The organism is Mycolicibacterium vinylchloridicum, from assembly GCF_013404075.1.
Classification (GTDB): Bacteria; Actinomycetota; Actinomycetes; order Mycobacteriales; family Mycobacteriaceae; genus Mycobacterium; species Mycobacterium vinylchloridicum.
This window is the reverse complement of record NZ_JACBJQ010000005.1, coordinates 185,917-211,066: the sequence shown is the minus strand read 5'-3', so window position 1 is coordinate 211,066 and position 25,150 is coordinate 185,917. Positions and strand designations below refer to the sequence as shown.

Sequence of the window (25,150 nt, the reverse complement as noted above, 5' to 3'; positions counted from 1 at the left end):
CAGCAAATCCCGAGCCGATCAGAGCTCACCGACCGAACAGGAGGCCACCCCCGCGGCACTGACCGCCTGAACCATCACATCGAAGAATCACACGACGACGTCGTACACCACGCCCCTGGACTTGACCGTCGATGTCGACCAGGTGCTGCTGACCCAGGCACAGATGCAGGCGATCACCGGCGGCGGCCAGGACCTGACGATCATTCCGACCATGGACGGCAAAGTCCCCGTTGACATCGAGCAGCTGGCCGAATCGGTGCCAAGCGATTGCCGCTTCCTGTTCGCCGAGACCGACACCTTCGGCCCCGATGTCGAGGACTTCCACAAGACCAGCTTTCAGCACCCGGCCCGGCGCGCACTGATCTCGGAGGGGGCGGCGGCCTACCGGGACAACGACACGGCACGCCAGGCGTTCAACATGCTGTCGACGACAGTGCATCGCTGCGCCGCGGGACCGATGGGGTCATATCTGGTCGGCGAGGTCACCGCGGACACCGAATCGCTGCACACCCGGCCGGGCCGGTGCGGCCGCGACTACCGGCTGAAGACGTCGGTTCTGGTCGAGGTGACCTTCTGCACGTATCCCGAGTCGGTGCCCGAGATCGTGATGGCGAACATCGTCAACAAGATTCCGGGTTGAGGACCGTCGAACCGTAACGAATTGTTGGGGCGGTGGCCCACAGTGAGCTTCATTGCGGATACGACGCATCGAATTTCCGTTCCGGAGTCAGTGGCGGCATCGCCGAGTTCGCGAGGGTGATTCACGCCTTCGCGCGATTAGGCCGAATATCCCAAATGTGGAGTCGTGCGGCCGGCTACGCTGACGCCGTAACGGGGTAGTCCGAGCTCCTGTCGGCCTCGTCCCAGAGGTGGAAAATGCTACTGGGGGACGGACGGCCGTTTCATAATGCACCGGACGTTGCACCAGTAGTCGAGGTAAGCGATACTCGACCCTCCTGATGACGCCGTCCAGTCGACCAGTTCCCATCCCTGCGTTCCTAGTGCGTTGAGTTGTTGCAATGCGCTGTCATACGCCAAACTCGTGCAGCTGCGACCCTCGCCTGACGCCGTGAATTGTGTGTACTCCCACCGCTGGGGATACCACTTTTCATCTGATGCCCGCCACCAACCCGACCCGGGCGAGGGAGTGTCCGTCATTTCGGCATCCTACGATGTGCGGGTTCAGCCCGAGTGGCAATTATCGGCGCTCAGAACGGCCCACGTCGTGCCAAGGGACAACAATTCGAGCGAGCTCCTCCGGCGGCCTGATATCCCGAGGCGCAGTCCAGCACCGAATCCCCCTCGCCTCGAGCTCTGCGCAAACGGCATCAGCAGCGGGTTCATCCAATGACGAATGACTGATAAACACGTCATGCGCCATCACAGCCCACCTTCAGACGCGAGCCGAGTCACCGTGAGGGCCACCGTCGACAGAGGCGGACGCATGAGGCGAGACCTCCAGGCGTTTGATCTGCAGTCCCAGCGAAGCCAGCAACGCAGGGAGTTCGCGCGCGAAGTTTCGGTCGTACTCGGCGATGTCTGGATACTTCTCTTGAAGCTCGTCGAACGGAATCAGGTACGGCGAGAGCTTCTTTTCCGGGTCTTTGACCTCCGCCAACTCCCAGCCGTCGTTCCAGCGGTCCGCGTTCCATCGTTCGTGCTCTTGCCGGGCGAGAGTGTCCACCTCGGCCGGCGAGAACGTGAAATGTGTTGCCCTCCAGTCGCCCAGCGGGGTGACGACGCAGTTCATCTGGTGGAGCTTTTTCTTGATATGGCGGGCGTGCGCGAAGTTGGATCGACGGCGCGACTCTTCGAGCTCATCCCACGTCGGCGGATCCGGCTCCCCCGGCTTGCGTTCCATCGCGCGCCAACGTTCGTGGAGGGCCCTCGCGATGGGTTCGAACGACCCACCCTCGACGAGTTGCTTGGTACAGATTTGTTCCAGGGTCAGGAACACCTCGATATCCAAACCGGTTCTGTGCGCGTCTCTGATCAGGCTCGTCACACCGTGGGTACGTGACAGCGCGACCGCCACCGGAATCCCGGGAGGCAGGAGTTGACGCACGTTCAAAGCGTCCTCGGCTGCGATCTCATCGCGGCTCGCGGTCACGTACGCCCGGGTCAACGGTGGCGCACCCGCCTCAGCGTGCAGCTGCGGCAACCGGGCCAGGTCGCGAGCCGTGGCCCTGATCGGCGGAGAGAACCGGCACACCTGCTCCAGTTCCGGGTGGCAGCTCATGAGGTCGGCAACACGTTCCTCGGCGTCCTCGTCGACGACGGTGATCCACAGCGGAGTGCTCGGATTGGTGTCGTCCCAAATCCGTGCGGCGGTCCTGACCAGCCAGGTCCCCAACTGATCCAGCCGGCTGACCAGCAGATGCGGGTTTCGGGTGTCCTTGTCGATGAACGGGCACTGCTCGAGCCACATACGGGCTGCGGTCTCATCGGGATTGAAGTAGTGCAGTGTCGACAAACTGTCGTGTGGATCCTGCGTGGACTGGTCGCCGCTCGACGTCAGTTCGCGGGCGAGCTCCCGGACTCGCAACAAGGCACATAGGTCGGGGTTGTCGATGCGGGCCAGGCAATGCAAGACCCGCCGGTGTCGACTGCGAGCCATGTCCCGAGCAATGGCCACGATCTGGGCGTTGACGGCATCCTGGTCGGTGACCGCCAGCAGGTGCGCGGCATGTCTGATGCCGGCGGCGCGCAGCGTGCGCTCGGACTGTGCATCGCCGATGATCACCGGCACGCCCCGCTGGCGGCACTTGTCGATCAGTGGGTTGGCTGGGTCGAGCTCGACCACAACGACGGTGCGGGACAACCGCTTGGGTTTCCTGCGAAGCAGAGTGTCCAGCGCGGCGGCGATTCGGTCGCGCCGCGGGGCGTCGTCCTCCCGGAGGTGATGGATGAATACGTCTCCGATGTAGCCGAGACCGCACACCACTATGTGATTCGTCATGAATGGAATGCGGATCTGTTGGGTCCGGTCTCGGAAGAGCACAGCCAACGCAGTGAGCGCCGCGTAGCCGGCCACCGCGGGCGCGAGAAAGCGTGCGATATCGAGCAAGACCGGTAGCCCCGGCCGTTCCGGCCCGGATCCGGGGGCAAACAGCCCGAGGGCGTGGTAGAGGTAGTCCGTCCAGCCGCCAGCGGGCTCTCCCGGAGGAAGGGAAGCGTAGGACTGGCGGTACCCGAGGTAGCCGAAAACGGCCGCGATGATCCCCAGCACGAGAAGGACCACCCAGCGCACATCCGCCCACCGCAATGCCAGCAGCCGCTGGAAACGCGCATGTTTGACGAGCCCATCGGGACTGGCGGCTGCGCCGGAGTTCGTCGCGCTCGTCGAGGGGTCCGCCATCGCTTCTCCGTCCCGCACCATGGTGAGCGTCTGCCCGCCCGTTGGCTGGGCCCTCACCGCTGGGATCATCTCATCGGCATCGCGATCATGTCGGGCGATTCAGCTGGGGTTGACCCGAATGACCTGCAGGCCCACGACCGCGAGCAGGTTGGGGATTTCGCGGACGAACATCCGGTCGTACTCGGCGATGTCGGCGGGCAACTGGTCGAACGGCACCAGATAGGGCGTCGTCTTCGCCGCAGGGTCCTTCGGCCCCGGACGCCACCCGGCGGCGATCCGCTCCTTGACCCAGCGATCGTGCTCGTGACTACCCAGATAATTCACCTCGTCGTCGGTGAACCGGAATTCTTGGGCGCCACCGCCGGTCAATGGTGCGATCGCGCATCCAATGAGGTCGAGTTTGACCGCGATATCGCGGGCTTGAGCACGGCTGGAGTTTCGCCGGGACTCGTCGAGTTCGTCCCAACCGGGTGGCGCGGCAACACCGGCGGCACGCTGCTCGCCACACCAGCTCTCATGGATCGCGCGGGCGATGGCTTCAACCGACTCGTCCCGCACCCAACCACAGTAGCGAAACGTGGTCAGTGACACGGCTGCCACTGGCCATCTGGTGACTCAGGCGGTATCGTCGCTCTCTTAGCCTTCGGGCGGAGTACTGCCGGGAGCAACCGTGTCGAACCACCATCCGTCACGTTCGTGGCGCGGCTGCGCAATGTGCAAGCCGCACAAGCGCAGAGGTGCAGGCCGTGCCACCAAAGATCCGGTCGCGGTCAATCGCCGACTCGGGCGAGCGCGTCGGTACACGCGCCGCACAATCGGATAGGGCTATGGCTGTGGACCGATCTCCTGGAGGAGTTGGCGCAACTCCTTCCCGCTGACTTCTTGTTTGTCCTGCAACGTCTTGGCAACCTGTTCGAGCAGCGCTCGGCACGCCTGAAGTCGGCTTCGCGTGTTGCGGTAGGCATCCCGCAGCACCTGATCGATCTTCTGGTCTTGATCGGCGGTGGGCTGGGTTGTCCACCGAAGAAGGCTGTCGGCGCTGAGCCCAGATTGACAGACCAAGAGCGTTGCCAGCCGCGTCGCGACCGCCAGATCGCTGCCCGAACTCTGCCCACCCGCACCGGCGCTGATGTCGTCGGGGCCGAAAATCACTTCCTCGGCGGCACGCCCGGCAAGAACCGTTTCGAGTTGCTCGAGCATACTTCGCCGGGTGAGCACCCGGGTGTCGGCCGGCACGGCCGCGGTGAATCCCAACGAACCATCAAGGCGGGGGGTGATCGTGACGAAAGTCAGGTCCGCCCCCTTCGTGGCGCTGGTCAGCCGAGCGACTGCGTGCCCGGCCTCGTGGATGGCGACCCGGCGCATCTCTGCCGGCGTGAGACGCGGCGCACTGTCGGGGTGCCGGGGGCGGCGGGTGACTTCGGCGAGCAGATCCTCCTGCCCCAGCGGCCTGCGGTTGCGCCGCGCCCGTCGGGCACCGCCACGTACGAAGAACTCGACATCGGCGGCGCTCAACCCGAAAGTCAGCTCGGCCAAACCCCGCACGTCGACATCCGATCCCAGCTCGCCCCCGCCGGATGCGAACAGATCGAGGTAGTAGCCGTAAATCCGTTCCAAGCCTTCGATATTCGGCAAGGGAATCTCGACCACCTGGTCCAGCCGCCCGGCACGACGCAATGCGGGGTCCACGTTGTCGAGATAGTTCGTCGCCGCGATCACGATCACCGACTCGGTTGAATCGATGCCCTGAATCTCCGCGAGCAGAGCATTGATCACCTCGGTCTGATACTGCACGCTGGGTCCCTGGATCCGCTCACGGCTGCCGACGCTGTCGACCTCGTCGATGAACAGGATCGCCGGTGCGTAGCGCCGCGCCTCCGCGAAATCGTTTCGCATCGCCCGCAAGTGCGCGTCCAGGTAGCCCGACGACTGCCAGTTCGCGGCGCTCGCGACGACGAATTTGACGCCGCATTCCTTGGCGATCGCACGGGCCAGCGTCGTCTTGCCGGTCCCGGGTGCCCCGACCAACAACAGGCCCCGATCCACTGCCGTCCACGGAATCTCGCCATCCTGGGCGGCGCGGATATCCTCGATGAGGTCTTCGGCGACCTGACGCGCCTCACCGAGGCCGTGGAGTTCGTTCAGTCGCGGACCGACGTCCGGGGTCACCGCATCCAGGCGCGCCGCCACCCGATCGCGCAGCAACGTCAAGGCTTCCGTAGCGGATAGGCCCAGCCGACGTGGTGCGTGGAAGTCGGCGGGGACCAGGAACCGGGTCCAGTCGCTACCCTCGCCTTCCCAACCCGCAACGGGTTTGACGCCGAATACCCGCTCGAAAATGCGGGCGAAGCGCTGCCGGTCGATCCGCGGGAAGCTCAACACAAGATCGGCCATCCGCCGTAGCGGTTCGGGCACCTCGCCAGCGCGATTGCAGCCGATGAGCACCGACGCGTCGCTCAGCGCCAGATCATTGGCCACTCGTTCGGCGTCGAATAGACCTCGATAGGTCTGAAACGACAGCAGATACAGCTTGCTGTGATTGTTGACGGCGACCTCACAGCGCAGGTCGTCACCGGAGACCGGGCCGGCCCGCACGACATCACCGTGGCCGACGTCGGGCGCGGCGGCCAACCGGGCAACAAAATCCTCGACGAACGGGATGTCCGACTCGATCAGCACCATCGCCGTGGACTCCGACATGAGCCGGGTCAATTGCTCGATCGGCCGGTCGGCATGGGTTTGAGAATTGAAGTGGCGCAACAGAACACTGCCGGGTTTGGTATCAGAGTTGCGCTCCCGCAACGCATCCTCCAGGAGCGCCGCAACCACCGCCTGAGTCACCTCACGGTCGGGTTGCACCGCGTCGTCGAGCGGCCCCTCGCTGCGATACCGCGTATCTGGTGGTTCTGCCGCAAGATGGTCGGCCTGAATCTGTAGTGTCAGGGCCGGCGGCTGCGAGACCACCAAACCGTCGAGTGTGCCGATCGGTTCGTCATCGAGCATCTCCACTTGTCCGTCCGGCCCGACCGCGATCGAGCTGGTGAACAGTGCGTCGCCGTAGGCGATGGTGGCGTCGAACAGCCAACGCCCGTCGTCGCGGCCGCGCGCCGTCAACGGCCGCGTTTGGCCTCTCGCCTCCGCCAACGTCAGCGCCGTTCCCGCCTCGGTTGAGTCGACGTCGGTATCGTCATCGGGCCCGATCTCGGAACTGTCCTCGGTGAGGACGAAGGCGCCCGAATCGGCACGCAGGAAGTAGAAGAAGAACCGGACGTAGTCAGCAACGGTCTCGTCGGTCAATGCCAGCGATTCGTTCTCGTTGGTCTCATGGATAGGCCCCGAGTCCCCGCTCAGCCACACGGTGGTGCCGAGGCCGTCGAGCACGAATGCCCGCTCGGTGCCGTGGTCCCGGACGAAGCCGAGTTCGATCAGCTGATGATCGTCATAGAAAGACAGCGGCGACGAACGGCATTCGAGCACTATCGAATCGGCGAAGAACGCAGGAAGCTCGGCGGCGAGACGAGCCAGGATCTCGGCGGCGCGATCCTCGTCGAGTGGCTCCCATGACGCCCACGGCTGAGTGGATTTTTCCGGCAGACTCACCTATCCGCGCTCCTTCACCGTCGTCACGATGGCCGCGCCGCCAGCCCGAGCGGTGGATAGCCCGGGATCACAAGGTTGCCCAACTCGCCGATCGGCTCATCCCTCCCCATCTGGACAAACCCGCCGGTGGTAACGGAAATCGACACGCGGAACAGTTCGCCAAAATAGGCGACGGTGAGCCGAGCTTCCCACCGATTCGTCGCGTCGCGACCGTGATTCACCATCGGGCGCGCCTTCTGCCGTGCCTCCTCGAGGGTGAGTACATCGCCCGGGCCGTCGACGAGGATGTCACCGGGCTGGATCTCATCGCCGGACTCGACGATGACGAAGGCACCGTCATCGGCTCTGAGGAAAAAGAAGAAGAACCGGATGTAGTCGGCCACCGCCGAATCGGTCAACATCAGGGACTCGGCTTCGTTGATCTCATGGATTGGTGCGCTGTCTCCGTTGAGCCACAGCGGACCGTTGGGGCCGTCGAGCACGAATATTGTTGCGACGACGTCATCGTCACGCGCGAGTTCCAGTTCGACGATCCGGTGCGCCTCATAGAAGGAGAGCTGCGACCACCGGCTGCTGAGCAGCCTGGCACCGCCAAAAATGTGCGGTGTGGCCGACGCCAACCGTGCGAGGAGGTCGGTGCTCTGCTCGTGGTCAGCGGGCAACCACGTCATCCATGACCCCGCACCTTCCGATGACGTCCGTGCCCTGGCGTTGCGTCCGACACCGTTGCGGTTCAATTCTTTCGGACATGAGTAGAGGTAGTCAATATCCGGCGAAACCCACTCGCGCCAGTCCTGTTCGCTGATACCGGCGGTCAGTTTGGTTGCCAGCTCTTCGCTCGGCGTGCTCACCTGCCATAAACGGACATCGTGGTTGGCATCGCCGCTGGCCACGGTGCGTCCGTCCGGGCTGAACACTACGGTGGTGACCTCGCCGCGATGGCCAGTCAGTGGATTTCGGACGGGTGCGCCCGTCCGGATGTCCCACAGCTGGACCGTGTTGTCGTCACTGCCACTGGCCAGCAGCCGCCCGTCGGGGCTGAACGACAACGCGGAGACCGCATTGGTGTGGCCGGCAAGAGGTGGACCGAAAGGCTGACCGGTGTCGGTGTCCCACAAACGAATCACCTCATCCCAGCCAGCACTGGCAACAAGCCGCCCGTCGGGGCTGAAGGTCACCGCGCGAATCGGGCTGATGTGACCGGTCAGTGGCTCACCCGACGGCAGGCCGGTACGGATGTCCCACAGCCTCAACACTCCCTCACAGGCTGCGGCGATCCGATGCCCGTCGGGGCTCAGCGCCATGCAGTCCACCCGACCGATGGACTCCACGAGTGGCTCTCCCACAGCCAGTCCGGTACGCGCATCCCAGACCTGCATTGTCTGCGCAGTCGCGGTGACCAGGCGACGCCCATTCGGACTGAGCGCGACGCTGGTGATCGGGCCGCTGAGTGCGCTGACCGGGGCGCCGACAACAGAATCGGCATCGAGATCCCACACCTGCGTGGTCACACTGGCCAGACCACCGACGGCGAGGCGTTTTCCATCGAGGCTGAAGGCCATGCAGTCCTCAGCATCCCGGTCGTCGTCAACGGTGTCGCCAGCTCCGGCGAGCAACGTTCCGGTGTTGGCGTCCCACAAGCGAACCGTCGGGGCGGGGCTACCCATCGTCGCGCTGCCCAGCGCAAAGCGCTTCCCATCGGGACTGAACGCAACGCACGTCACCACAAACGAATCCGACTCCGTTGGATCCGACAATGGCGCGCCGGTCTGCGGATCCCACCGTCGTGCGCCCTTGGTCCAGCTGGCGCTCACGAGTGTTTGTCCGTCGGGGCTGAATGCCACTTCGACGGCCAATGCGCGGTCCTCGACGCTGGGATCACTGATGCGCTGGCCGGTTTCGCTGTTCCATAGCGACAGCGACTCATCGGTACCGATTGCCAGGCGCTCACCGTCGGGGCTGAAAGTCACACAATGCACTTCAGAGCCGTGACCGGTAATCGGTTCGCCCAACGGCAGGCCGGTGCGGGTATCCCATCGCCGCACCGTCTGATCCCAGCTGGCGCTGGCGAGCCTGAGCCCGTCCGGGCTGAACGCCACGCAGGACACCTCACCGGTGTGCCCGGCCAGGGGTTCGCCGACCGGCTGGCCAGTGTGCGCGTCCCAGAGCCGCACCGTCTCATCGTCGCCCGCGCTGGCGAGAAGTTGCCCGTCTGGGCTGAACGCGACCGTGCGTACCCATCCTTGGTGCCCAGTCAAGGGTTCGCCGACCGGCTGGCCGGTGCGGGCATCCCAGAGCCGCACCGTCTCATCGCCGCCTGCGCTCGCGATCAGCAAGCCATCCGCGCTGAACGCCACACTCCACACCGCGCCGTAGTGACCCATCAACGGAGCGCCGATCAGCAGGCCGGTCTCAGCATCCCACAGGCGCAGCTGCGCATCGTCGCCCCCGCTGGCGAAGAGCCGCCCGTCTGGACTGAACGCAACCGTGCGAATCATGCCGGTGTGCCCGGCTACCGAGTTGCTGATGTCGTGGGAATGAACGTCCATCAGAATCACCGCAGTGTGCCCGACCCCGAGGCTGTTTCCACTGGCGCCCACGAGGTGGCGCCCATCCGAGCTGAAGGAGATGTTGAACATCCAGCCATTCCCACAGGTGAGCGGATCACCAACTGGTTCGCCCGTCTGCACATCCCAGAATCGAACGGTCTGATCCCGCGCCGCGCTGGCGAGGCGGCGGCCATCTGGGCTGAACGCCACACTGCGCACCCAATTTGTATGACCGACAAGGGGTTCGCCAAGTGCTTGGCCGGTGTCCGCGTCCCACAGCCGCACAGTTCCGTCCAGGGAGCCTGAGGCGATCTTGCGTCCGTCCGGGCTGAATCCCACCGTGCGCACCCAATTCGTGTGGCCGACAAGCGGTTCGCTCAGAGGGTGGCCCGTGCCGACGTCCCATAGCCGCACTGTCGCGTCACGGCTGGCGCTGGCCAGTCGGAGTCCGTCGGGACTGAAGGCCACACTCCAGACCATGTCGGTGTGACCGCTGAGGGGTTCGCCGACGGGTTCGCCTGTGTGGCCGTTCCACAGCCGTACCGTGCCATCTTCGCCCCCGCTGGCTAGATATCGCCCATCGGGGCTGAACGCTATGCTGCCCAGTTCACCCAGGTGACCAGAGAGGGGCTCGCCGACCGGTTGTCCGCTGTCGACGTCCCATATCACTATCGTGTCGCTGGAGGAAGCCGCTGCCAGTCGGCGCCCATCGGGGCTGAAGGCCAGTTCGTAGATCAGATCGCTCTGGGCGGTCAGAGGGTCCCCGATGGGGCGACCGGTGCGGGCATCCCACATTCGTATGGTGTGCTCGGCGGCGGTTGCCAGGCGTTCGCCATCCGGGCTGAACTCGACGAACGTGACCTCCCGGAGGTGCTGGGCTATCTCGTCGTCGGTGGAAGCGGCATCCCACACGTGCGCCGGTTCGTCGGGAAGCCGCAAGTTGACATCGCATGCGTGCTGTCCGGTGTGGGCGTCCCACATTCGAATCGCCGGATTTCGGCCGGCGGCATCGCAGGTCGCGGCCGTAAGGCTCTGCCCGTCGGGGCTGAACGCCACGCTCACCACCCCCGCGTCCGCCGCGAGCGGCTCGCCGAACGGCTGGCGGATGCGCGCGTCCAGCAGTCGTGCCGTGCCGTCGTCGCCCACACTGGCGAGATGTTGGCCGTCAGGGCTGAACGCCACACAATTCACCTCGCCGGCATGCCCGACAACGGGTTCGGCGAGCGGTTGGCCGGTCTCGACATCCCACAAGCGCACCGTCGCATCGCGACCGGCACTGGCCACCACTCGCCCGTCGGGGCTGAACGCCACACTGCGCACCCAGCCGTCATGCCCGACCATCGGCTCCCCGATGGGTTGGCCGGTCTGGACATCCCACAAGCGCACCGTCGCGTCACGACCGGCACTGGCCAGCACTCGTCCGTCCGGGCTGAACATCACGCTGCACACGATTCCGACGTGCCCGATGAAGGGATCGCCGACTGCATCGCCGGTCTGGACATCCCACAAGCGCACCGTCGCGTCCCATCCCGCACTGGCCAGCCGGTGCCCGTCGGGGCTGAACGCCACATTAGAGACGGCTGCATTGTGGCCGGGAAGATCCCGGTTGAGCGGCTGACCGACAGCCGAATCCCACACCCGCACAGAACCATCAGCACCAGCAGAAGCCAACCTGCGCCCGTCAGGACTGAACGCCACACCAAACACAAACCCGGTATGCCCCACAAACGGATCAGCAACAGACCGACCGCTGGCCGAATCCCACACCCGCACAGAACCATCAGCACCAGCAGAAGCCAACCTGCGCCCGTCAGGACTGAACGCCACACCAAACACAAACCCGGTATGCCCCACAAACGGATCAGCAACAGACCGACCGCTGGCCGAATCCCACACCCGCACAGAACCATCAGCACCAGCAGTAGCCAAGCTGTGCCCGTCAGGACTGAACGCCACGCTCCTCACACAACTGCCGGTCTCGATGAGTTTGAGTATCTGAGCTCTGGCGGCGAGCGCGTCAAGAATCGGCTTGTCATCGGGCTCAGACGAAAGACCATGGGCCACCAGGAGTTGCTGGAAGGCGCGCACATCCCCACCGGGAGCTTTGCCGGCAAGCATCGCCGCCGATTCCGCGAGGAGTTGACCTGCGACCACATCGCAGAATCGTTGATGCTCGGCCCGCTGCATCTCTTGCTCACGGGCGATCTTCGCGTCTTCGCGAGCCCGCGACGCGGCGAGGAACTGCCTCGCATTGGCGATCTGCTCGGCGAACTCGGCAAATCCCGATGCGGCAATCAGGCTTTCGGCGGCACTGAGCCGGTCACCTTCCAGCAGCCACCCCGGCTTGCGGTCATTCTTGTCCCACGCTCGGGCGGCGCGTTCAAGCTCAGCAGCGGCGACGAGATTATGGCGCTCCTCCTGTAGCCAATCGGCGAGCTGATCCCACTGGCGCAGTAGGCTTTCCAGTGCAACCTCGACGACCGGCTGGCCGTCACGGTGGTCGCGCTGCAGCAGCCGCTTCTCCACCAGAGCGTTGATCAGTCTTTCACTCTCCGAGGGGAGCTCGGAGAGCAGCGCTACCCGGCGCATAGGCTGATCGCTGTCGGGGTTTATCGAGGCAAGCCACGGGATGAACGCAGAGCGCAGCAGTGCCAGCGCGGCATCACGCTCGTGTGGTGCGGTCGGCAGAATCTGCTCGATCTGGTTGTCGACCACATCGCGCATGCCTCCCATCGACTCGTAGTCCGCGACAGTTATCGTTTGGGCGGTTCCGTAATCGGTGTAGAGCCGGTTGAGAGTCAGGGCCAGCAGCGGCAGCGTGTCAGCGCCGTCACCGGCGTCGGCGATCAGCCGGTCGACCAGATCGTCGGCGATCGTGAGTTGATGGCCCGCCTCGGTGGCGCGCTTGGCCGGTCCCCGGATCGCGATTGGGAATTGATGTGGTGGAATCGTTTTCAGTTCGCTAAATACGACCTTCTCGATATCGGTCAGGGCGGGGTGGTTTTGCATCGACTCGTAGCAGTCGGTTCGGATGCTGGCTGCGACCATCAGCCTGACCTCGTGGGTGTTGGCCCGGGCGATCACCGCCGCCAGCAGAGCTAGGAATCGCTCGGCTTCGTGGGCGGCGTCGGTCGAGACAGCATTGGCCGAGAACAACTCTTCGGCTTGATCCAACGGCAAAACCAAAGTGGGACCTACTAATTCGCGGGCCGGTACGACCCCAGCCGCGTCCGGCTTCGTCGGCAGTACGTTCTCGGCGAGCCGCGCGATAGCCGCGGCACGGATTTCCATCAAGAGGTCGTAGACGCGTTCGGCATCCCCGTCTCGACAAATCCTCTTGATCTCGCCCAACGGTGGCGTGCCCGGCAATTTCAGCGCACTACGCGCGGACTGGATCGCCGCGGCCAACCCACGTTCTCCGATGAGTGCATTGCGTCCGGGGCGCACGAGGCCCAACACCACGAAATTGCGGTCGTCACGCTGCAACCGCGGAATCAGGCCGGCCCGCAAAAACGAGGACTTGCCACTGCCCGACGGCCCGAGCACCACGAATAGTGATTTGCGCCCCGCGAATTGAGCCCGAAGTCGATCGCGCATCGACCGCAGTTCGTCCAACCCCCTGGCGATCTCCGCATCCCGGCCGAAAAAGACCCCGGCGTCGATGTCCTCAAAGGGATCCCACCCTCGATACGGCGCACGCCCCGGATCCTCGGCGGGCGGCCACTTGAAGTGTTCTGGCGAAACACCTGAACCCTCAATCGCCTTCTTGACTTGGTCCAGCGCGGCGGTGTTGAACAGCACCGGCGGCCCGGCATCTATGGCGATCTCCGTCTTGTTGCCGTCGGCGAACAGATCACAACGCTGCCACCGCGACGTGATGTCACCATCACCGGCGTCCTCGATGCGGGCGACCAGAATCCGCTTGCCGAAACCCTCGGCGGTCCGGTACTCGACGGGGCATTCTCGCGACGCCGCCCAGTTCCGCGACATCAGACAAATCAGATACTCACAGCGCGAATTGCTGGTGACGAGTTGGGCGTCCCAATGCTCACTGAGCCGCAACCCGGTATCGGTGTCGATGTCCAGGAAGATTTCGCCGGCCAATTCGGGCCGCTGCTCAGTCAACCACTGCTTGAGTGCGACTGCCTCACGCCAATCGAGGCTGGAATGACTAAGGAAGATCCGAGACATGAATCCCCCGCGACCGGCTTCACGAATCAACGACTGGTGCATTGTGGCACCGCACTGGGCCATCAGCCCAGGCCAGCCCGAAGCACACAGGAAATCCTTAGACGACGATTGCCGCCCAGAACGTATTCAGCTCAGCTTTCACCGCGGTGTTGCGAATCGGCATGGCAAACAACGCTATCTGGTCCGATCTGAGATCCGACGATGCCTGGCAACGTCGGTGCCGCACCTCAGCACAGTCGTCGTTGTCAGCTGCGCGCGCTGATCGTGGCGCTGCCGATGACCTCGTCACCGGCCGGATCGGGCCGGTAGAGCACCATCGTCTGGCCCGGCGCGACGCCGCGAAGCGGGGTCCGCAGCGCCACCCGCAACTCGTCGGCGACGATTTCGGCGACGGCCGGCACCACCCCACCGTGGGCGCGTACCTGGACCTCGCATTCCACGAGTCCGGTCGGTGCGACGCCGGAGGTGAACACCGGCCTCGCACCGGTCAGTGACCGCACCTCGAGATCCTCTTTCGCGCCCACCCGCACCGTCTGCGATTCGGCGTCGATGGCCGTGACGTAGCGGGGCAGGCCGTCCGGTCCCGGCCCGGCGATGCCGAGGCCCTTGCGCTGCCCGATGGTGAAGCCGTGCACGCCATCGTGCTCGGCGAGGACGGCACCACTCGCATCGTCGACGACGTTGCCGCGACGCACCCCGATCCGGGCGCCGAGGAACGCCTGGGTGTCCCCGGAGGGGATGAAGCAGATGTCGTGACTGTCGGGCTTCTCGGCCACCGACAGTCCCCGGCGGGCGGCTTCCTCGCGGATCGCCGGCTTGGGAGTGTCTCCGACCGGGAATGCGGCGTGGCGCAGCTGCTGTGCGGTCAGCACGCCCAGCACGTAAGACTGGTCCTTGTCGGCGTCGACCGCGCGGCGCAACCGGCCTTCGGACAGCCGGGCGTAGTGGCCGGTGGCCACCACGTCGAAGCCCAGCGCCAGTGCCTTGGCGGCCAGCGCGGAGAACTTGATCTTCTCGTTGCACCGCACGCACGGGTTCGGGGTTTCGCCGCGCTCGTAGGACGAGACGAAGTCGTCGATGACGTCCTCGGCGAACTTGTCGGCGAAATCCCAGACGTAGAAAGGAATTCCGAGCACATCGGCAACCCGGCGGGCATCGCCGGCGTCCTCCTTGGAGCAGCATCCGCGCGAGCCGGTGCGCAGGGTCCCAGGTGCCTTGGACAGCGCCAGGTGTACGCCGACGACGTCGTGGCCGGCGTCGACCATCCTGGCGGCGGCCACCGACGAGTCGACGCCGCCACTCATCGCGGCCAGCACCCTCATCGCAACGCTCCCAGCGACGAGCTGGCCAGTGCGGCCTGGCGGGCACGCTCGACAGCGGCGGGCAGCACCCGCAGCGCCGCATCGACGTCGGCTTCAGTGGTGGTGTGCCCCAACGACAATCGCAGCGAGCCCCGCGAAGCGTCGGCGTCGGCTCCCATGGCCAGCAGAACGTGTGACGGCTGAGCCACACCGGCCGTACACGCCGACCCGGTGGAGCATTCGATTCCGTTGGCGTCCAACAACATCAGCAGGGAGTCACCCTCGCAACCGCGGAAGGTGAAGTGGGTGTTGCCCGGCAGCCGCCGATCGCCAACGGCGCCGTTGAGATGCGTGTCGGAGATGGAACCCAGAACCCCGTCGATGAGTCGCTCGCGCAAGACACGCAGGTGGGCACCGATCTCCTCGAGGGATTCGACGGCCACGTCGGCGGCCGCGGCCATCGCGACCACACCTGCGACATCCGGTGTGCCGGAACGGACATCGCGCTCCTGGCCGCCGCCGTGCAGCAGCGGGACGCAGGCGGTGGCGCGGCGCAGCAGCAGCGCGCCGACGCCGGTGGGTCCACCGAACTTGTGCGCGGCCAGACTGACGGCCGACAGGCCCGAGCCAGCGAAGTCCACCGGGATGTGGCCGACGGCCTGCACCGCGTCGCTGTGCATCGGCACATCGAATTCGGCTGCCACCGCTGCCAATTCGGCGATCGGCATGATCGTGCCGACTTCGTTGTTGGCCCACATCACCGACACCAGCGCCACGTCATCGTGCTGTTCCAGGATGTCGCGAAGGGCGGCGGCGGTCACCGAACCGTCGGGTTCGGTGGGCAGGAACGTCACCTCAGCACCCTCGTGTTCGGCCAGCCAGGTGACGGCGTCGAGAACGGCGTGGTGTTCGACGGCGGTGGTGACGATGCGGCGGCGGCCCGCAGCCACGTCGCGGCGGGCCCAGTAGATGCCCTTGACGGCGAGGTTGTCGCTCTCGGTGCCGCCGGCGGTGAAGATCACCTCGGACGGGCGGGCGCCAAGCCGCGCCGCGATGCTCTCCCGGGCCTCCTCCATCCGGCGGCGGGCGTCGCGGCCTGCGGTGTGCAACGAGGAGGCGTTCCCGACGGTGGCCAGCGCGGCCGTCATCGCCTCGATGGCAGCAGCGTGCATCGGGGTGGTGGCAGCGTGGTCGAGATACACCGGACCGGTGGTCGGGCTCATAGCTCGTCCAGAATACCGGCCCGAGCAGGTCGCCCTGACCACGCCGAAAACGGGCAGTCAGCCCGCCAGTGCGTGGCAGTGCTCGAAGCGCGGCGCGATCTGGCCGCGAACAGCCACCTCGCAGCGGGACGCCAGCTCGCGCCGGTCGGCGCCGGGCAGCTCCAGGGAGGCGACCTCGACGTCGACGACGGTCAGCCGGGCCCGGACCGTGCGGCTCAGCGACTGCCAGAGCGTGTCATCGCCGACGAACGCCGTGACCGTCGAGGGCCGGCCGTCGCGGTGGAGGTAGGTCAGCCGCAGCGGCTGGACCGGGCGGCCGGAATCGACCGCGGCCTGGAACATCGCCGGGCGGAACTGCCCGTAGGCCAGCCCGCACCAGGTGGTGCCCTCGGGGAAGGCGACGACGGTCTGCCCGTTGCGCAGCCGCCCGGCCACCTGCGCCACGACCTGCGGCAGCCTGCGCAGACTGCCGCGGTCGATCGGGATCACCTTCATGATGCGCGCGGCGAGTCCGACCGCTGGCCAGTCGATCAAGTCGGCCCGCGCGACAAACGCGCCCGGCAGCACCGAGCCGATGACGAAGATGTCGATCCACGAGACGTGGCCACTGACCACCAGCACGCCGCGCAGGTTGCGAATCGGTCCGCCCGACACGGTGATTCGCACGCCGAGGCAGCGCAGGAAGGTCCGGCAATACAACCGCTGCACGCGTGACCGGCCGGGCAGCGGCACCGCCAGCAGCGGCACCATCAACAACATCGTCAACGCCGCCGTGATGCGGACTCCTGCGCGGAGCCCGGCGATGAACCGCCGCGACGGCGGGGCACCGCCGGCGCGCACGCAGCTCGCGTCGCACAGCGCCCGAGGCAGCCAGGCGTGATCGGGGGCGGTCATGCCGTCTCCCCCATCCCGCCGGCCATCTCGCTGGCCGCCGAGACCGAGCGCAGCCGGGTCAGGTAGCGGGTGTCGGCCTCGCGCTTGTCCAGCAGGGCCGGGAAGTCGCCGACGCCGAACTCCGGGTCGTGGGCGGGCTCACCGCAGACCCGGGCGCCAAGCCGCAGGTAGCCGCGCATCAGGGGCGGAATCGTGGGCCTGGCCGGCGGCGCGATGTCGTCCAGGCCGACCCCGTCGAGGACGACCGGGCGGTACGGATACACCGTGTGCTCGGGCGCGGCGGCGTGTCGGCGCAGAACGAAGTCACGGACCCCGCGAATCTGGCTGCCGGGGGGTGCACCCGCCGGGTCTTCTGAATGCGTGGGCACCGAGACGCATCCGGTGACGTAGTCGTATCCGCACCGGTCCAGGTAGGCCAGGATGCCGGCCCACATGAGCAGCACCACCGCGCCGTTGCGGTGGTCGCCGCGGACCACGGCGCGGCCCATCTCCACCAGCGACGGCCGCAGCACGTCGAGCGCGCTCACATCGAATTCTGTTGCGGTGTAGAGACTTCCAGCGGCAATCGCGCCGGGAGGCGGAAGCATCCGGTAGCAGCCGACCAGCTCGCCCGAGATGTCCTCGCGCACCAGCAGGTGGTCGCAGAATTCGTCGAACCGGTCGGCGTCACGGCCGTCGCCGTCGGCGGGCAGTGCATAACCGGGCTCGGTGGTGAACACCTGATAACGCAGCCGCTGGGCCGCCTCGATCAACGTGGGATCGGTGGACAGCAGCAGCGAGTAGCGGGGGCCGCGCAGTGCGGCGGTCTCGTTCTGGTCAGGAGCTATGAGTACAGCGGCAGTGCTCATAGCTGAAACGGTTGCGGAGGTGTTCGGCGGGATGTCAACGCCAGCGTGACGTGTTCGTGCACGCTCGATGACCAATAAAAGCGAGAAGCCCCCGAACACCGGAAACCGGTGCCGGGGGCTTTTCTGAGGTACTTAACCCTTGCGGGCCTTGACCGCCTCGGTCAGCTGCGGGGTGACGTTGAACAGATCGCCCACGATGCCGTAATCGGCGATCTCGAAGATCGGGGCTTCCTCGTCCTTGTTCACCGCGATGATCGTCTTCGAGGTCTGCATACCGGCACGGTGCTGGATCGCACCGGAGATGCCCAGCGCGATGTACAGCTGCGGCGAAACCGTCTTTCCGGTCTGGCCCACCTGGAACTGGCCCGGGTAGTAGCCCGAGTCGACGGCGGCACGCGATGCGCCGACGGCGCCACCCAGCGAGTCCGCCAGGTCCTCGACGACCGAGAACTTGTCGGCACTGCCGACACCACGGCCACCGGAGACCACGACACTGGCCTCAGTGAGCTCGGGACGGTCGCCGGCAACGGCGGGCTCCCGCTTGGTGATCTTGGTGGCGTTCTCGGCCTGTGCGGGCACCTCGACGCTGACCTGCTCACCGGCACCGGCGGCAGGCGAAGCCTCGATGGCGCCGGGACGCACGGTGATCACCGGGGTGTCACCATTGGCCTTGGCCTCGACGGTGAACGCGCCACCGAAGATCGAGTGGATGCCCGTGCCGCCCTCTTTGACGTCGACGACGTCGGACAGCACGCCCGCACCGGTGCGTGCGGCCAGCCGGCCGGCGATCTCCTTGCCGTCGGCGTTGGCGGCCAGCAGCACGGCGGCCGGAGTGGCCGACTCCACCAACGACGCCAGGACGTCGACGAACGGGGTGATCAGGTAACTCTCGGCGTCGGCCGACTCGGCGACGTAGATCTTCGCCGCACCGGCTTCCTTGAGGGCGTCGACCAGCGGCGCGGCGGTGCCGGGGGCACCGATCACGACGGCGGCGGGCTCGCCCAGAGTGCGGGCGGCGGTGATGAGTTCGGCGGTGACTTTCTTCACCGCACCTTCGGCGTGCTCGACGAGCACAAGTACTTCAGCCATAGCTGTTCAGCCTCTTGTCTTTCGGATGATCCGGGAACGGGTTCTAGATGATCTTTTGCGCGACCAGGTACTCGGCGATCTTCTTGCCGCCTTCGCCCTCGTCGGTGATCTTCTCGCCAGCGGTCTTCGGCGGCTTCGGCGTGGACGCCGTCACCGTCGTGCCGGCGTTGGCCAGGCCGACCTCGTCGCCCTCGACACCGATCTCGGCCAGCGTCAGGGTGGTCACTTCCTTCTTCTTCGCGGCCATGATGCCCTTGAAGGACGGGAAGCGCGGCTCGTTGATCTTCTCGGTGACGCTGATGACCGCGGGCAGTGTTGCCTCGACGGTGAACACGCCTTCGTCGGTCTCCCGCTCGCCGGTGATCTTGCCGCCCTCGACGGTCACCTTGCGCAGATGCGTCAGCTGAGGCAGGCCGAGGTACTCGGCGATGATCGCCGGAACCGCACCGCCGGTGCCGTCAGTGGCCTCGTTGCCGGCGATGACCAGCTCGGTGCCTTCGATGGCGCCCAGCGCGCGGGCCAGAGCCCAGCCGGTCTGCACCATGTCGGAGCCGTGCATGCCGGCGTCGAGCAGGTGTACGGCCTTGTCGGCGCCCATCGACAGCGCCTTGCGGATCGCCTCGGTGGCGCGCTCCGGGCCGGCGGTCAGCACGGTCACGGTGCCCTCGCCGCCCTCTTTCTCCTTGATCAGCAGGGCTTCTTCGACGGCACGCTCGTTGATCTCGTCCAGCACGGCATCGGCGGCGTCGCGATCGAGCGTGAAGTCTCCCTCGGACAGCTTTCGCTCGGACCACGTGTCTGGGACCTGTTTGATCAGGACCACGATGTTCGTCATGAGTCTTCTACGTCCTCCTGGCAGGCGTCCTGCGGCCAGGGAAGGTCGCAAGACTTTTGGTCATTCCGCAACTCACATCATGTTACCGATGGGTAACTTAGAGTGGTTCGCACGAACACCATAGCTGGTCGAAGTTTGTGTATTAGCAGCCCATCGGTACCGAGCAGTTCGCGAACCGCCAACTTCGGGTTAGCCTGCCTTGCAATGAGCGCATTCGTGACTGATGCAGGTGACAGCGGTTTACCGCTGACCGGCGAGCGGACCATCCCCGGGCTGGCGGAAGAGAACTACTGGTTTCGCCGTCATGAGGTGGTCTATCGCCGCCTGTTGGACCTTTGCGCAGGTCGTGACGTGCTCGAGGCTGGTTGCGGTGAGGGCTACGGAGCCGACCTCATCGCCTCGGTGGCCAACCGGGTGGTGGCCGTGGACTATGACGAGGCGACGGTGGCGCACGTTGCGGCGCGCTACCCCCGGGTGACCATGCTCGCAGGCAATTTGGCCGCTCTTCCGCTGCCCGACGCTTCGGTTGACGTTGTGGTGAACTTCCAGGTCATCGAGCACCTGTGGGATCAGCCACAGTTCGTCGCCGAATGCGCGCGAGTCTTGCGACCTGGCGGTTTGCTGTTGATGTCGACCCCCAACCGCATCACGTTCTCCCCCGGTCGCGACACCCCGATCAACCCGTTCCACACCCGTGAGCTCAATGCCGCCGAACTGGCCGAACTGCTCACCGACGGCGGCTTCGACATGCGCTCGATGAGCGGGGTATTTCACGGACCCGGCCTGGTCGCGATGGACGAGCGTCACGGCGGCTCGATCATCGACGCTCAGATCGCGCGGGCGCTGGCCGACGCCCCGTGGTCCGACGACCTGCTGGCCGATGTCGCAGCCGTGCGCTGCGAGGACTTCGACCTACTCGAACAAGCCGGGCGCAACATCGACGACAGCCTGGATCTGGTGGCGATCGCGGTGCGTGTATGAGTCTTGACGCACCTGAGCAGGTGCCCGGGCAGTTCACCCTGGTCCTGCACACCCATCTGCCGTGGCTGGCCCATCACGGCCGCTGGCCGGTGGGCGAGGAATGGCTCTACCAATCCTGGTCGGCGGCCTATCTGCCGCTGATGCGGGTGCTGCGCACGCTCGCCGCAGAGGGCCGCCGAGGAGTGCTCACCCTGGGCATGACGCCGGTGGTCACCGCCCAACTCGACGACCCTTACTGCCTGGACGGCATGCAGCGCTGGCTGGCCAACTGGCAGCTGCGTGCGCTGGAGGCCGCCACCCTGCGCACCCCGACCGGCGCCGAGCCTGGTACCGCGACCACTCCGGAAGCATTGCGCGAGTTCGGCATTCGCGAGTACGACGAGGCCGGCCGGGCACTCGAGGAGTTCGGCACCCTCTGGCGCCACGGCGCCAGCCCGCTGCTGCGCCAGCTGATCGACGCCGGCACCGTGGAGCTGTTGGGCGGCCCGCTCGCCCACCCATTCCAGCCGCTGCTCAACCCTCGGCTGCGCGAGTTCGCGCTGCGCGAGGGGCTAGCCGACGCCGGCCAGCGGTTCGCCCACACACCGAAGGGCATCTGGGCGCCCGAATGTGCTTATGCCCCAGGCATGGAACACGATTATGCCGCAGCAGGCGTCGGCCACTTCATGGTCGACGGGCCGTCGCTGCACGGTGACACCGCGCTGGGCCGGCCGGTCGGGTCGACGGACGTGGTGGCCTTCGGCCGCGACCTGCAGGTCAGCTACCGGGTGTGGTCGCCCAAATCGGGCTACCCAGGGCATGCCGCCTACCGCGATTTCCACACCTACGACCACCTGACCGGACTCAAGCCGGCACGGGTCACCGGCCGCAACGTCGACTCAGACGCCAAGGCGCCGTACGACCCTCAGCGCGCCGACAAAGCCATCGACACCCACGTCGCGGATTTCGTCGGCCTGGTGCGTCAGCGACTGGTCTCGGAGTCGGAGCGCATCGGCCGTCCCGCGCACGTGGTGGCCGCCTTCGACACCGAGTTGTTCGGGCACTGGTGGTACGAGGGACCGATTTGGCTGGAGCGGTTGCTGCGTGCGCTGCCGGAAGCCGGTGTCCGAGTCGGCACGCTGCGCGACGCACTGAGCGCCGGGTTCGTCGGCGCACCCGTCGAATTGCCACCCAGCTCTTGGGGATCCGGCAAGGACTGGCAGGTGTGGTCCGGTGACCAGGTGGCCGATCTGGTCCAGCTCAACACCGAGGTCGTCGACACCGCGCTGGGATGCGTCGATAAAGCGCTGGCGCACAGCGCGCCCAGCCGGGATTTCGTCGCCGATCAGATCCTGCGCGAGACGCTGCTGACCGTGTCCAGCGACTGGCCGTTCATGGTCAGCAAGGATTCCGCGGCCGATTACGCGCGCTATCGTGCGCATCTGCACGCCCACGCCGCACGGGAGATCTCCGACGCACTGGCGTCAGGACGCCGTGATGCCGCCGAACGGCTGGCCGCCGGCTGGAACCGCGCTGACGGCTTGTTCGGCGCACTGGACGCAAGGCGGCTGCCGTGATGGCCTCTCTCCGCGAGCGTGCGTGTCGGCACGCTGACACGCCGAATTTCCGAGCAGTTCGCGCACGTTCGCGACAGAAGGTCACCGCGTGAAAATCCTTATGGTGTCGTGGGAATACCCGCCGGTGATCATCGGCGGGCTGGGCAGGCACGTCTATCAGCTGGCGACCGCGCTCGCCGCCGACGGCCACGACGTGGTGGTGCTCTCGCGGCGGCCGTCCGGGACCGATCCCAGCACCCATCCGACCACCGACGAGGTCCACGAGGGCGTGCGGGTGATCGCCGCCGCACAGGACCCGCACGAGTTCGACTTCGGCCGCGACCTGATGGCCTGGACACTGGCAATGGGCCACGCCATGACCCGCGCGGGGCTGACCCTGCACGCCAAGGGCTGGCAGCCCGATGTCGTGCACGCCCACGATTGGCTGGTCGCCCATCCCGCGATCGCATTGGCCGAATTCTTCGATGTGCCAATGGTTTCCACGGTGCACGCCACCGAGGCGGGCCGGCATTCCGGCTGGGTTTCCGGGCAGATCAGCCGCCAGGTGCACGCGGTGGAGTCATGGTTCGTCCGGGAATCCGATTCGCTGATCTCCTGCTCGGCGTCCATGTCGGACGAGATCACCGACCTGTTCGGCCCCGACCTGGCCGAGATCGTCGTGATCCGTAACGGAATCGACTCCAGCCGTTGGCCGTTCGCGCCGCGGCGGGCTCACACCGGTCCGCCGGAGCTGCTGTACGTCGGACGGCTGGAATACGAGAAGGGTGTGCACGAGGCGATCGCAGCGCTCGCCCGCATCCGTCGCACCCACCCCGGAACCACACTGACGATCGCCGGTGACGGCACCCAGCAGGACTGGCTCGTCGAGGTAGCCCGAAAGCACAAGGTGCTCAAGGCGGTTCGGTTCGTCGGCCGCGTCGACCACGATCAGCTACTGCGCCTGCTGCATCAGACCAACGCCGCGGTGCTGCCCAGCCACTACGAACCGTTCGGCATCGCCGCACTCGAAGCGGCCGCCGCAGGCGCGCCGCTGGTCACCTCGAATGTCGGCGGCCTCGGCGAAGCGGTGATCGACGGCGAGACCGGGGTGTCGTTCCCGCCGCGCGACGTCGGCGCGCTGGCCGACGCGGTGCGGCGCGTCCTCGACGATCCCGTTGCCGCACAACAGCGGGCGAACGCCGCCCGCGAGCGTCTGACATCCGATTTCGACTGGCATACCGTGGCCGCCGAGACCGCGCAGGTCTATCTGGCCGCCAAACGCCACGAACGCGATCCGCTGCCGCGCCGGCCGATCATCGAGCACGCCCTGCCCGGGCGCTCATAGTCAGGTCAGGGCGTCCAGATCAGCAGGTCCTGCATGCCGTTGTTCATGGTGACCGTCGTCGGCGGCGGACCGGTGACGTCGAAGTGGATCTTGCCCGTCGCCGTCGCGCCTTGCGGAATGGTGGCGCCACTGATGTTCGACGGTGCCGCGACCATCCACAGCACCCGGTAGGCCGCCTCGTTCGGGGCGACCGCGTTGAACTGCGAAACAGCCGGCGTGACGGGGCCGTTCAGGGCGTTGACCGTGGCCGTGGCCTCCCAGAGCCGGCCCGCGACGGGATAGCCGGGCATGACGTCATTGGATGGCTGGAGGCCGCTGACCGTCCAGGTCAGGGCTATCTGGCCGACACTGTCGGTCATCGTCAGCGGGCTACCCAACCGGCCGACAATGGGATAGTCGGCCGCCGCCGAAAACGGTGCGGCCGCCAGCACGATGAGCATGCTCACCGCGGTGGCCAATACTGCCTTGATGCTTCTGGAGATCGTCACAGGGCCCTCCCCGAGGAGACGTGATTGGATGCCTCTGGCATAACTCCAGACAAACGCCGGACCATAGTGCCCAAAGGCTCACCCTGTGGTGACCTAAGCCTCTAGACGCGAGGCCTTCTTGCGCTCGATATCTGCCAACGCGGCCGCAAGCTCGGCCCGCTGTGCGGCCGAGGTGTCCCAGGCCAGTTTGCGGTTCTTGACCACCTTCGCCGGCGAGCCGACGGCGATCGAGAAGTCTGGGATATCGCCCTTGACAACCGCGTGAGCACCGAGCACGCATCCGCGCCCGATCGTGGTGCCCCGCAGCACGGTCACCTTGGCCGCGATCCAGGTGTCCGGGCCGATGCGGACCGGGCTCTTGATGATGCCCTGGTCCTTGATCGGCATCTCGATGTTGTCCATCTTGTGGTCGAAGTCGCAGACGTAGCACCAGTCGGCCATCAGCGCGGAATCACCGAGCTCGATGTCGAGATAGCAATTGATGACGTTGTCGCGCCCGAGCACCACCTTGTCGCCGAACCGCAGCGAGCCCTCGTGGGCCCGGATGGTGTTCTTGTCGCCGATGTGCACCCACCGGCCGATCTCCAGCTGCGCCAGTTCCGGGGTGGCGTGGATCTCGACGTTCTTGCCCAGGAACACCATGCCGCGGGTGATGACATGCGGGTTGGCCAGTTTGAACTTCAGCAGCCGCCAGTAGCGCACCAGGTACCAGGGTGTGTACGCCCGATTGGCGATAACCCAGCGCAGCGATTCCTTGGTCAGGAACCTGGCCTGACGCGGATCGCGCAAGCGCGAGCCCTTCCACCTCTTGTGGACCGGCGAGCCCCACATCGACGTCATGGGCTGAGAGCCTAACGCCACGAATGGTTCGAGTTACCCTCGCCTGTACTGTCGGGTGGCGGGATGGCGGGAT

Annotated in this window: 17 protein-coding genes; 4 read left to right on the top strand and 13 right to left on the bottom strand. The window is 66.2% G+C overall.

Translation table 11 applies throughout. The features are described from left to right. Positions 1-121: 121 nt before the first annotated feature. Entirely contained in the window at positions 122-640 is a 519-nt protein-coding gene (locus HPC46_RS07090) for a sensor domain-containing protein (RefSeq protein WP_233716266.1), read from the top strand. A 558-nt stretch (positions 641-1,198) separates the two neighbouring features. On the opposite strand, the gene HPC46_RS35935 is transcribed toward HPC46_RS07090, so the two are convergent. The 11 genes from HPC46_RS35935 to HPC46_RS07035 all read right to left on the bottom strand — a co-directional run bounded on the left by HPC46_RS35935 (position 1,199) and on the right by HPC46_RS07035 (position 19,888). Further along, positions 1,199-1,381, bottom strand: coding sequence for a TIR domain-containing protein (locus HPC46_RS35935; RefSeq protein ID WP_179468215.1), 183 nt, complete (start codon positions 1,379-1,381; stop codon positions 1,199-1,201). 12 nt (positions 1,382-1,393) lie between these two features. Next, the gene (locus HPC46_RS07080; protein WP_179468213.1) at positions 1,394-3,415 is read right to left on the bottom strand and encodes an NAD-binding protein; all 2,022 of its coding nucleotides are present in this window, start codon (positions 3,413-3,415) and stop codon (positions 1,394-1,396) included. 42 nt (positions 3,416-3,457) lie between these two features. Beyond that, positions 3,458-3,916: a RyR domain-containing protein gene (locus HPC46_RS35730; RefSeq protein ID WP_179468211.1), complete on the bottom strand. Its 459-nt coding sequence runs from the start codon at positions 3,914-3,916 to the stop codon at positions 3,458-3,460. Between the two features lie 267 nt (positions 3,917-4,183). Beyond that, positions 4,184-6,958, bottom strand: coding sequence for an AAA family ATPase (locus tag HPC46_RS07070; protein ID WP_179468209.1), 2,775 nt, complete (start codon positions 6,956-6,958; stop codon positions 4,184-4,186). A gap of 23 nt (positions 6,959-6,981) precedes the next feature. Beyond that, the gene (locus HPC46_RS07065) at positions 6,982-13,632 is read right to left on the bottom strand and encodes an nSTAND1 domain-containing NTPase (RefSeq protein WP_179468207.1); all 6,651 of its coding nucleotides are present in this window, start codon (positions 13,630-13,632) and stop codon (positions 6,982-6,984) included. A gap of 311 nt (positions 13,633-13,943) precedes the next feature. Further along, the gene (mnmA, locus tag HPC46_RS07060; RefSeq protein WP_179468205.1) at positions 13,944-15,020 is read right to left on the bottom strand and encodes a tRNA 2-thiouridine(34) synthase MnmA; all 1,077 of its coding nucleotides are present in this window, start codon (positions 15,018-15,020) and stop codon (positions 13,944-13,946) included. Then, a complete protein-coding gene (locus HPC46_RS07055; protein WP_179468203.1) occupies positions 15,017-16,222 on the bottom strand; it encodes a cysteine desulfurase family protein in 1,206 nt (401 codons plus the stop codon). Before HPC46_RS07055 ends, mnmA begins: the two co-directional genes overlap by 4 nt. Positions 16,223-16,279: 57 nt before the next feature. After that, the gene (locus tag HPC46_RS07050; protein ID WP_179468201.1) at positions 16,280-17,116 is read right to left on the bottom strand and encodes a lysophospholipid acyltransferase family protein; all 837 of its coding nucleotides are present in this window, start codon (positions 17,114-17,116) and stop codon (positions 16,280-16,282) included. After that, on the bottom strand, positions 17,113-17,964 hold the full coding sequence (locus HPC46_RS07045; RefSeq protein WP_179468199.1) for a GNAT family N-acetyltransferase: 852 nt from the start codon (positions 17,962-17,964) through the stop codon (positions 17,113-17,115). Before HPC46_RS07045 ends, HPC46_RS07050 begins: the two co-directional genes overlap by 4 nt. A gap of 132 nt (positions 17,965-18,096) precedes the next feature. Then, on the bottom strand, positions 18,097-19,053 hold the full coding sequence (locus tag HPC46_RS07040) for an electron transfer flavoprotein subunit alpha/FixB family protein (RefSeq protein WP_179468197.1): 957 nt from the start codon (positions 19,051-19,053) through the stop codon (positions 18,097-18,099). Between the two features lie 43 nt (positions 19,054-19,096). Continuing rightward, entirely contained in the window at positions 19,097-19,888 is a 792-nt protein-coding gene (locus tag HPC46_RS07035; RefSeq protein WP_179468195.1) for an electron transfer flavoprotein subunit beta/FixA family protein, read from the bottom strand. Between the two features lie 135 nt (positions 19,889-20,023). Between HPC46_RS07035 and HPC46_RS07030 the strand changes: the two genes are divergently transcribed. The 3 genes from HPC46_RS07030 (at position 20,024) to HPC46_RS07020 (ending at position 23,749) form a co-directional block, all read left to right on the top strand. Next, entirely contained in the window at positions 20,024-20,869 is an 846-nt protein-coding gene (locus HPC46_RS07030; protein WP_407665474.1) for a class I SAM-dependent methyltransferase, read from the top strand. Continuing rightward, a complete protein-coding gene (locus HPC46_RS07025) occupies positions 20,866-22,425 on the top strand; it encodes a 1,4-alpha-glucan branching protein domain-containing protein (RefSeq protein ID WP_179468191.1) in 1,560 nt (519 codons plus the stop codon). The genes HPC46_RS07030 and HPC46_RS07025 overlap by 4 nt, the downstream gene beginning before the upstream one ends. A gap of 88 nt (positions 22,426-22,513) precedes the next feature. After that, a complete protein-coding gene (locus tag HPC46_RS07020; protein ID WP_179468189.1) occupies positions 22,514-23,749 on the top strand; it encodes a glycosyltransferase family 4 protein in 1,236 nt (411 codons plus the stop codon). A 5-nt stretch (positions 23,750-23,754) separates the two neighbouring features. On the opposite strand, the gene HPC46_RS07015 is transcribed toward HPC46_RS07020, so the two are convergent. Both HPC46_RS07015 and HPC46_RS07010 read right to left on the bottom strand, forming a co-directional pair. Next, positions 23,755-24,189 carry an MPT63 family protein gene (locus HPC46_RS07015; RefSeq protein WP_179468253.1) on the bottom strand — a complete coding sequence of 145 codons (435 nt, stop codon included), beginning with the start codon at positions 24,187-24,189 and terminating at the stop codon, positions 23,755-23,757. A gap of 141 nt (positions 24,190-24,330) precedes the next feature. Continuing rightward, a complete protein-coding gene (locus HPC46_RS07010) occupies positions 24,331-25,077 on the bottom strand; it encodes an acyltransferase (RefSeq protein ID WP_179468187.1) in 747 nt (248 codons plus the stop codon). Positions 25,078-25,150 lie beyond the last annotated feature (73 nt).

Coding starts and splice junctions, on each gene's coding strand:
- mnmA (WP_179468205.1), bottom strand. CDS start 15,020: ATGAGGGTGCTGGCCGCGATGAGTGGCGGCGTCGACTCGTCGGTGGCC.
- HPC46_RS07025 (WP_179468191.1), top strand. CDS start 20,866: ATGAGTCTTGACGCACCTGAGCAGGTGCCCGGGCAGTTCACCCTGGTC.
- HPC46_RS07050 (WP_179468201.1), bottom strand. CDS start 17,116: ATGACCGCCCCCGATCACGCCTGGCTGCCTCGGGCGCTGTGCGACGCG.
- HPC46_RS07045 (WP_179468199.1), bottom strand. CDS start 17,964: ATGAGCACTGCCGCTGTACTCATAGCTCCTGACCAGAACGAGACCGCC.
- HPC46_RS35935 (WP_179468215.1), bottom strand. CDS start 1,381: ATGGCGCATGACGTGTTTATCAGTCATTCGTCATTGGATGAACCCGCT.
- HPC46_RS07015 (WP_179468253.1), bottom strand. CDS start 24,189: ATGCTCATCGTGCTGGCGGCCGCACCGTTTTCGGCGGCGGCCGACTAT.
- HPC46_RS07035 (WP_179468195.1), bottom strand. CDS start 19,888: ATGACGAACATCGTGGTCCTGATCAAACAGGTCCCAGACACGTGGTCC.
- HPC46_RS07040 (WP_179468197.1), bottom strand. CDS start 19,053: ATGGCTGAAGTACTTGTGCTCGTCGAGCACGCCGAAGGTGCGGTGAAG.
- HPC46_RS07055 (WP_179468203.1), bottom strand. CDS start 16,222: ATGAGCCCGACCACCGGTCCGGTGTATCTCGACCACGCTGCCACCACC.
- HPC46_RS07010 (WP_179468187.1), bottom strand. CDS start 25,077: ATGACGTCGATGTGGGGCTCGCCGGTCCACAAGAGGTGGAAGGGCTCG.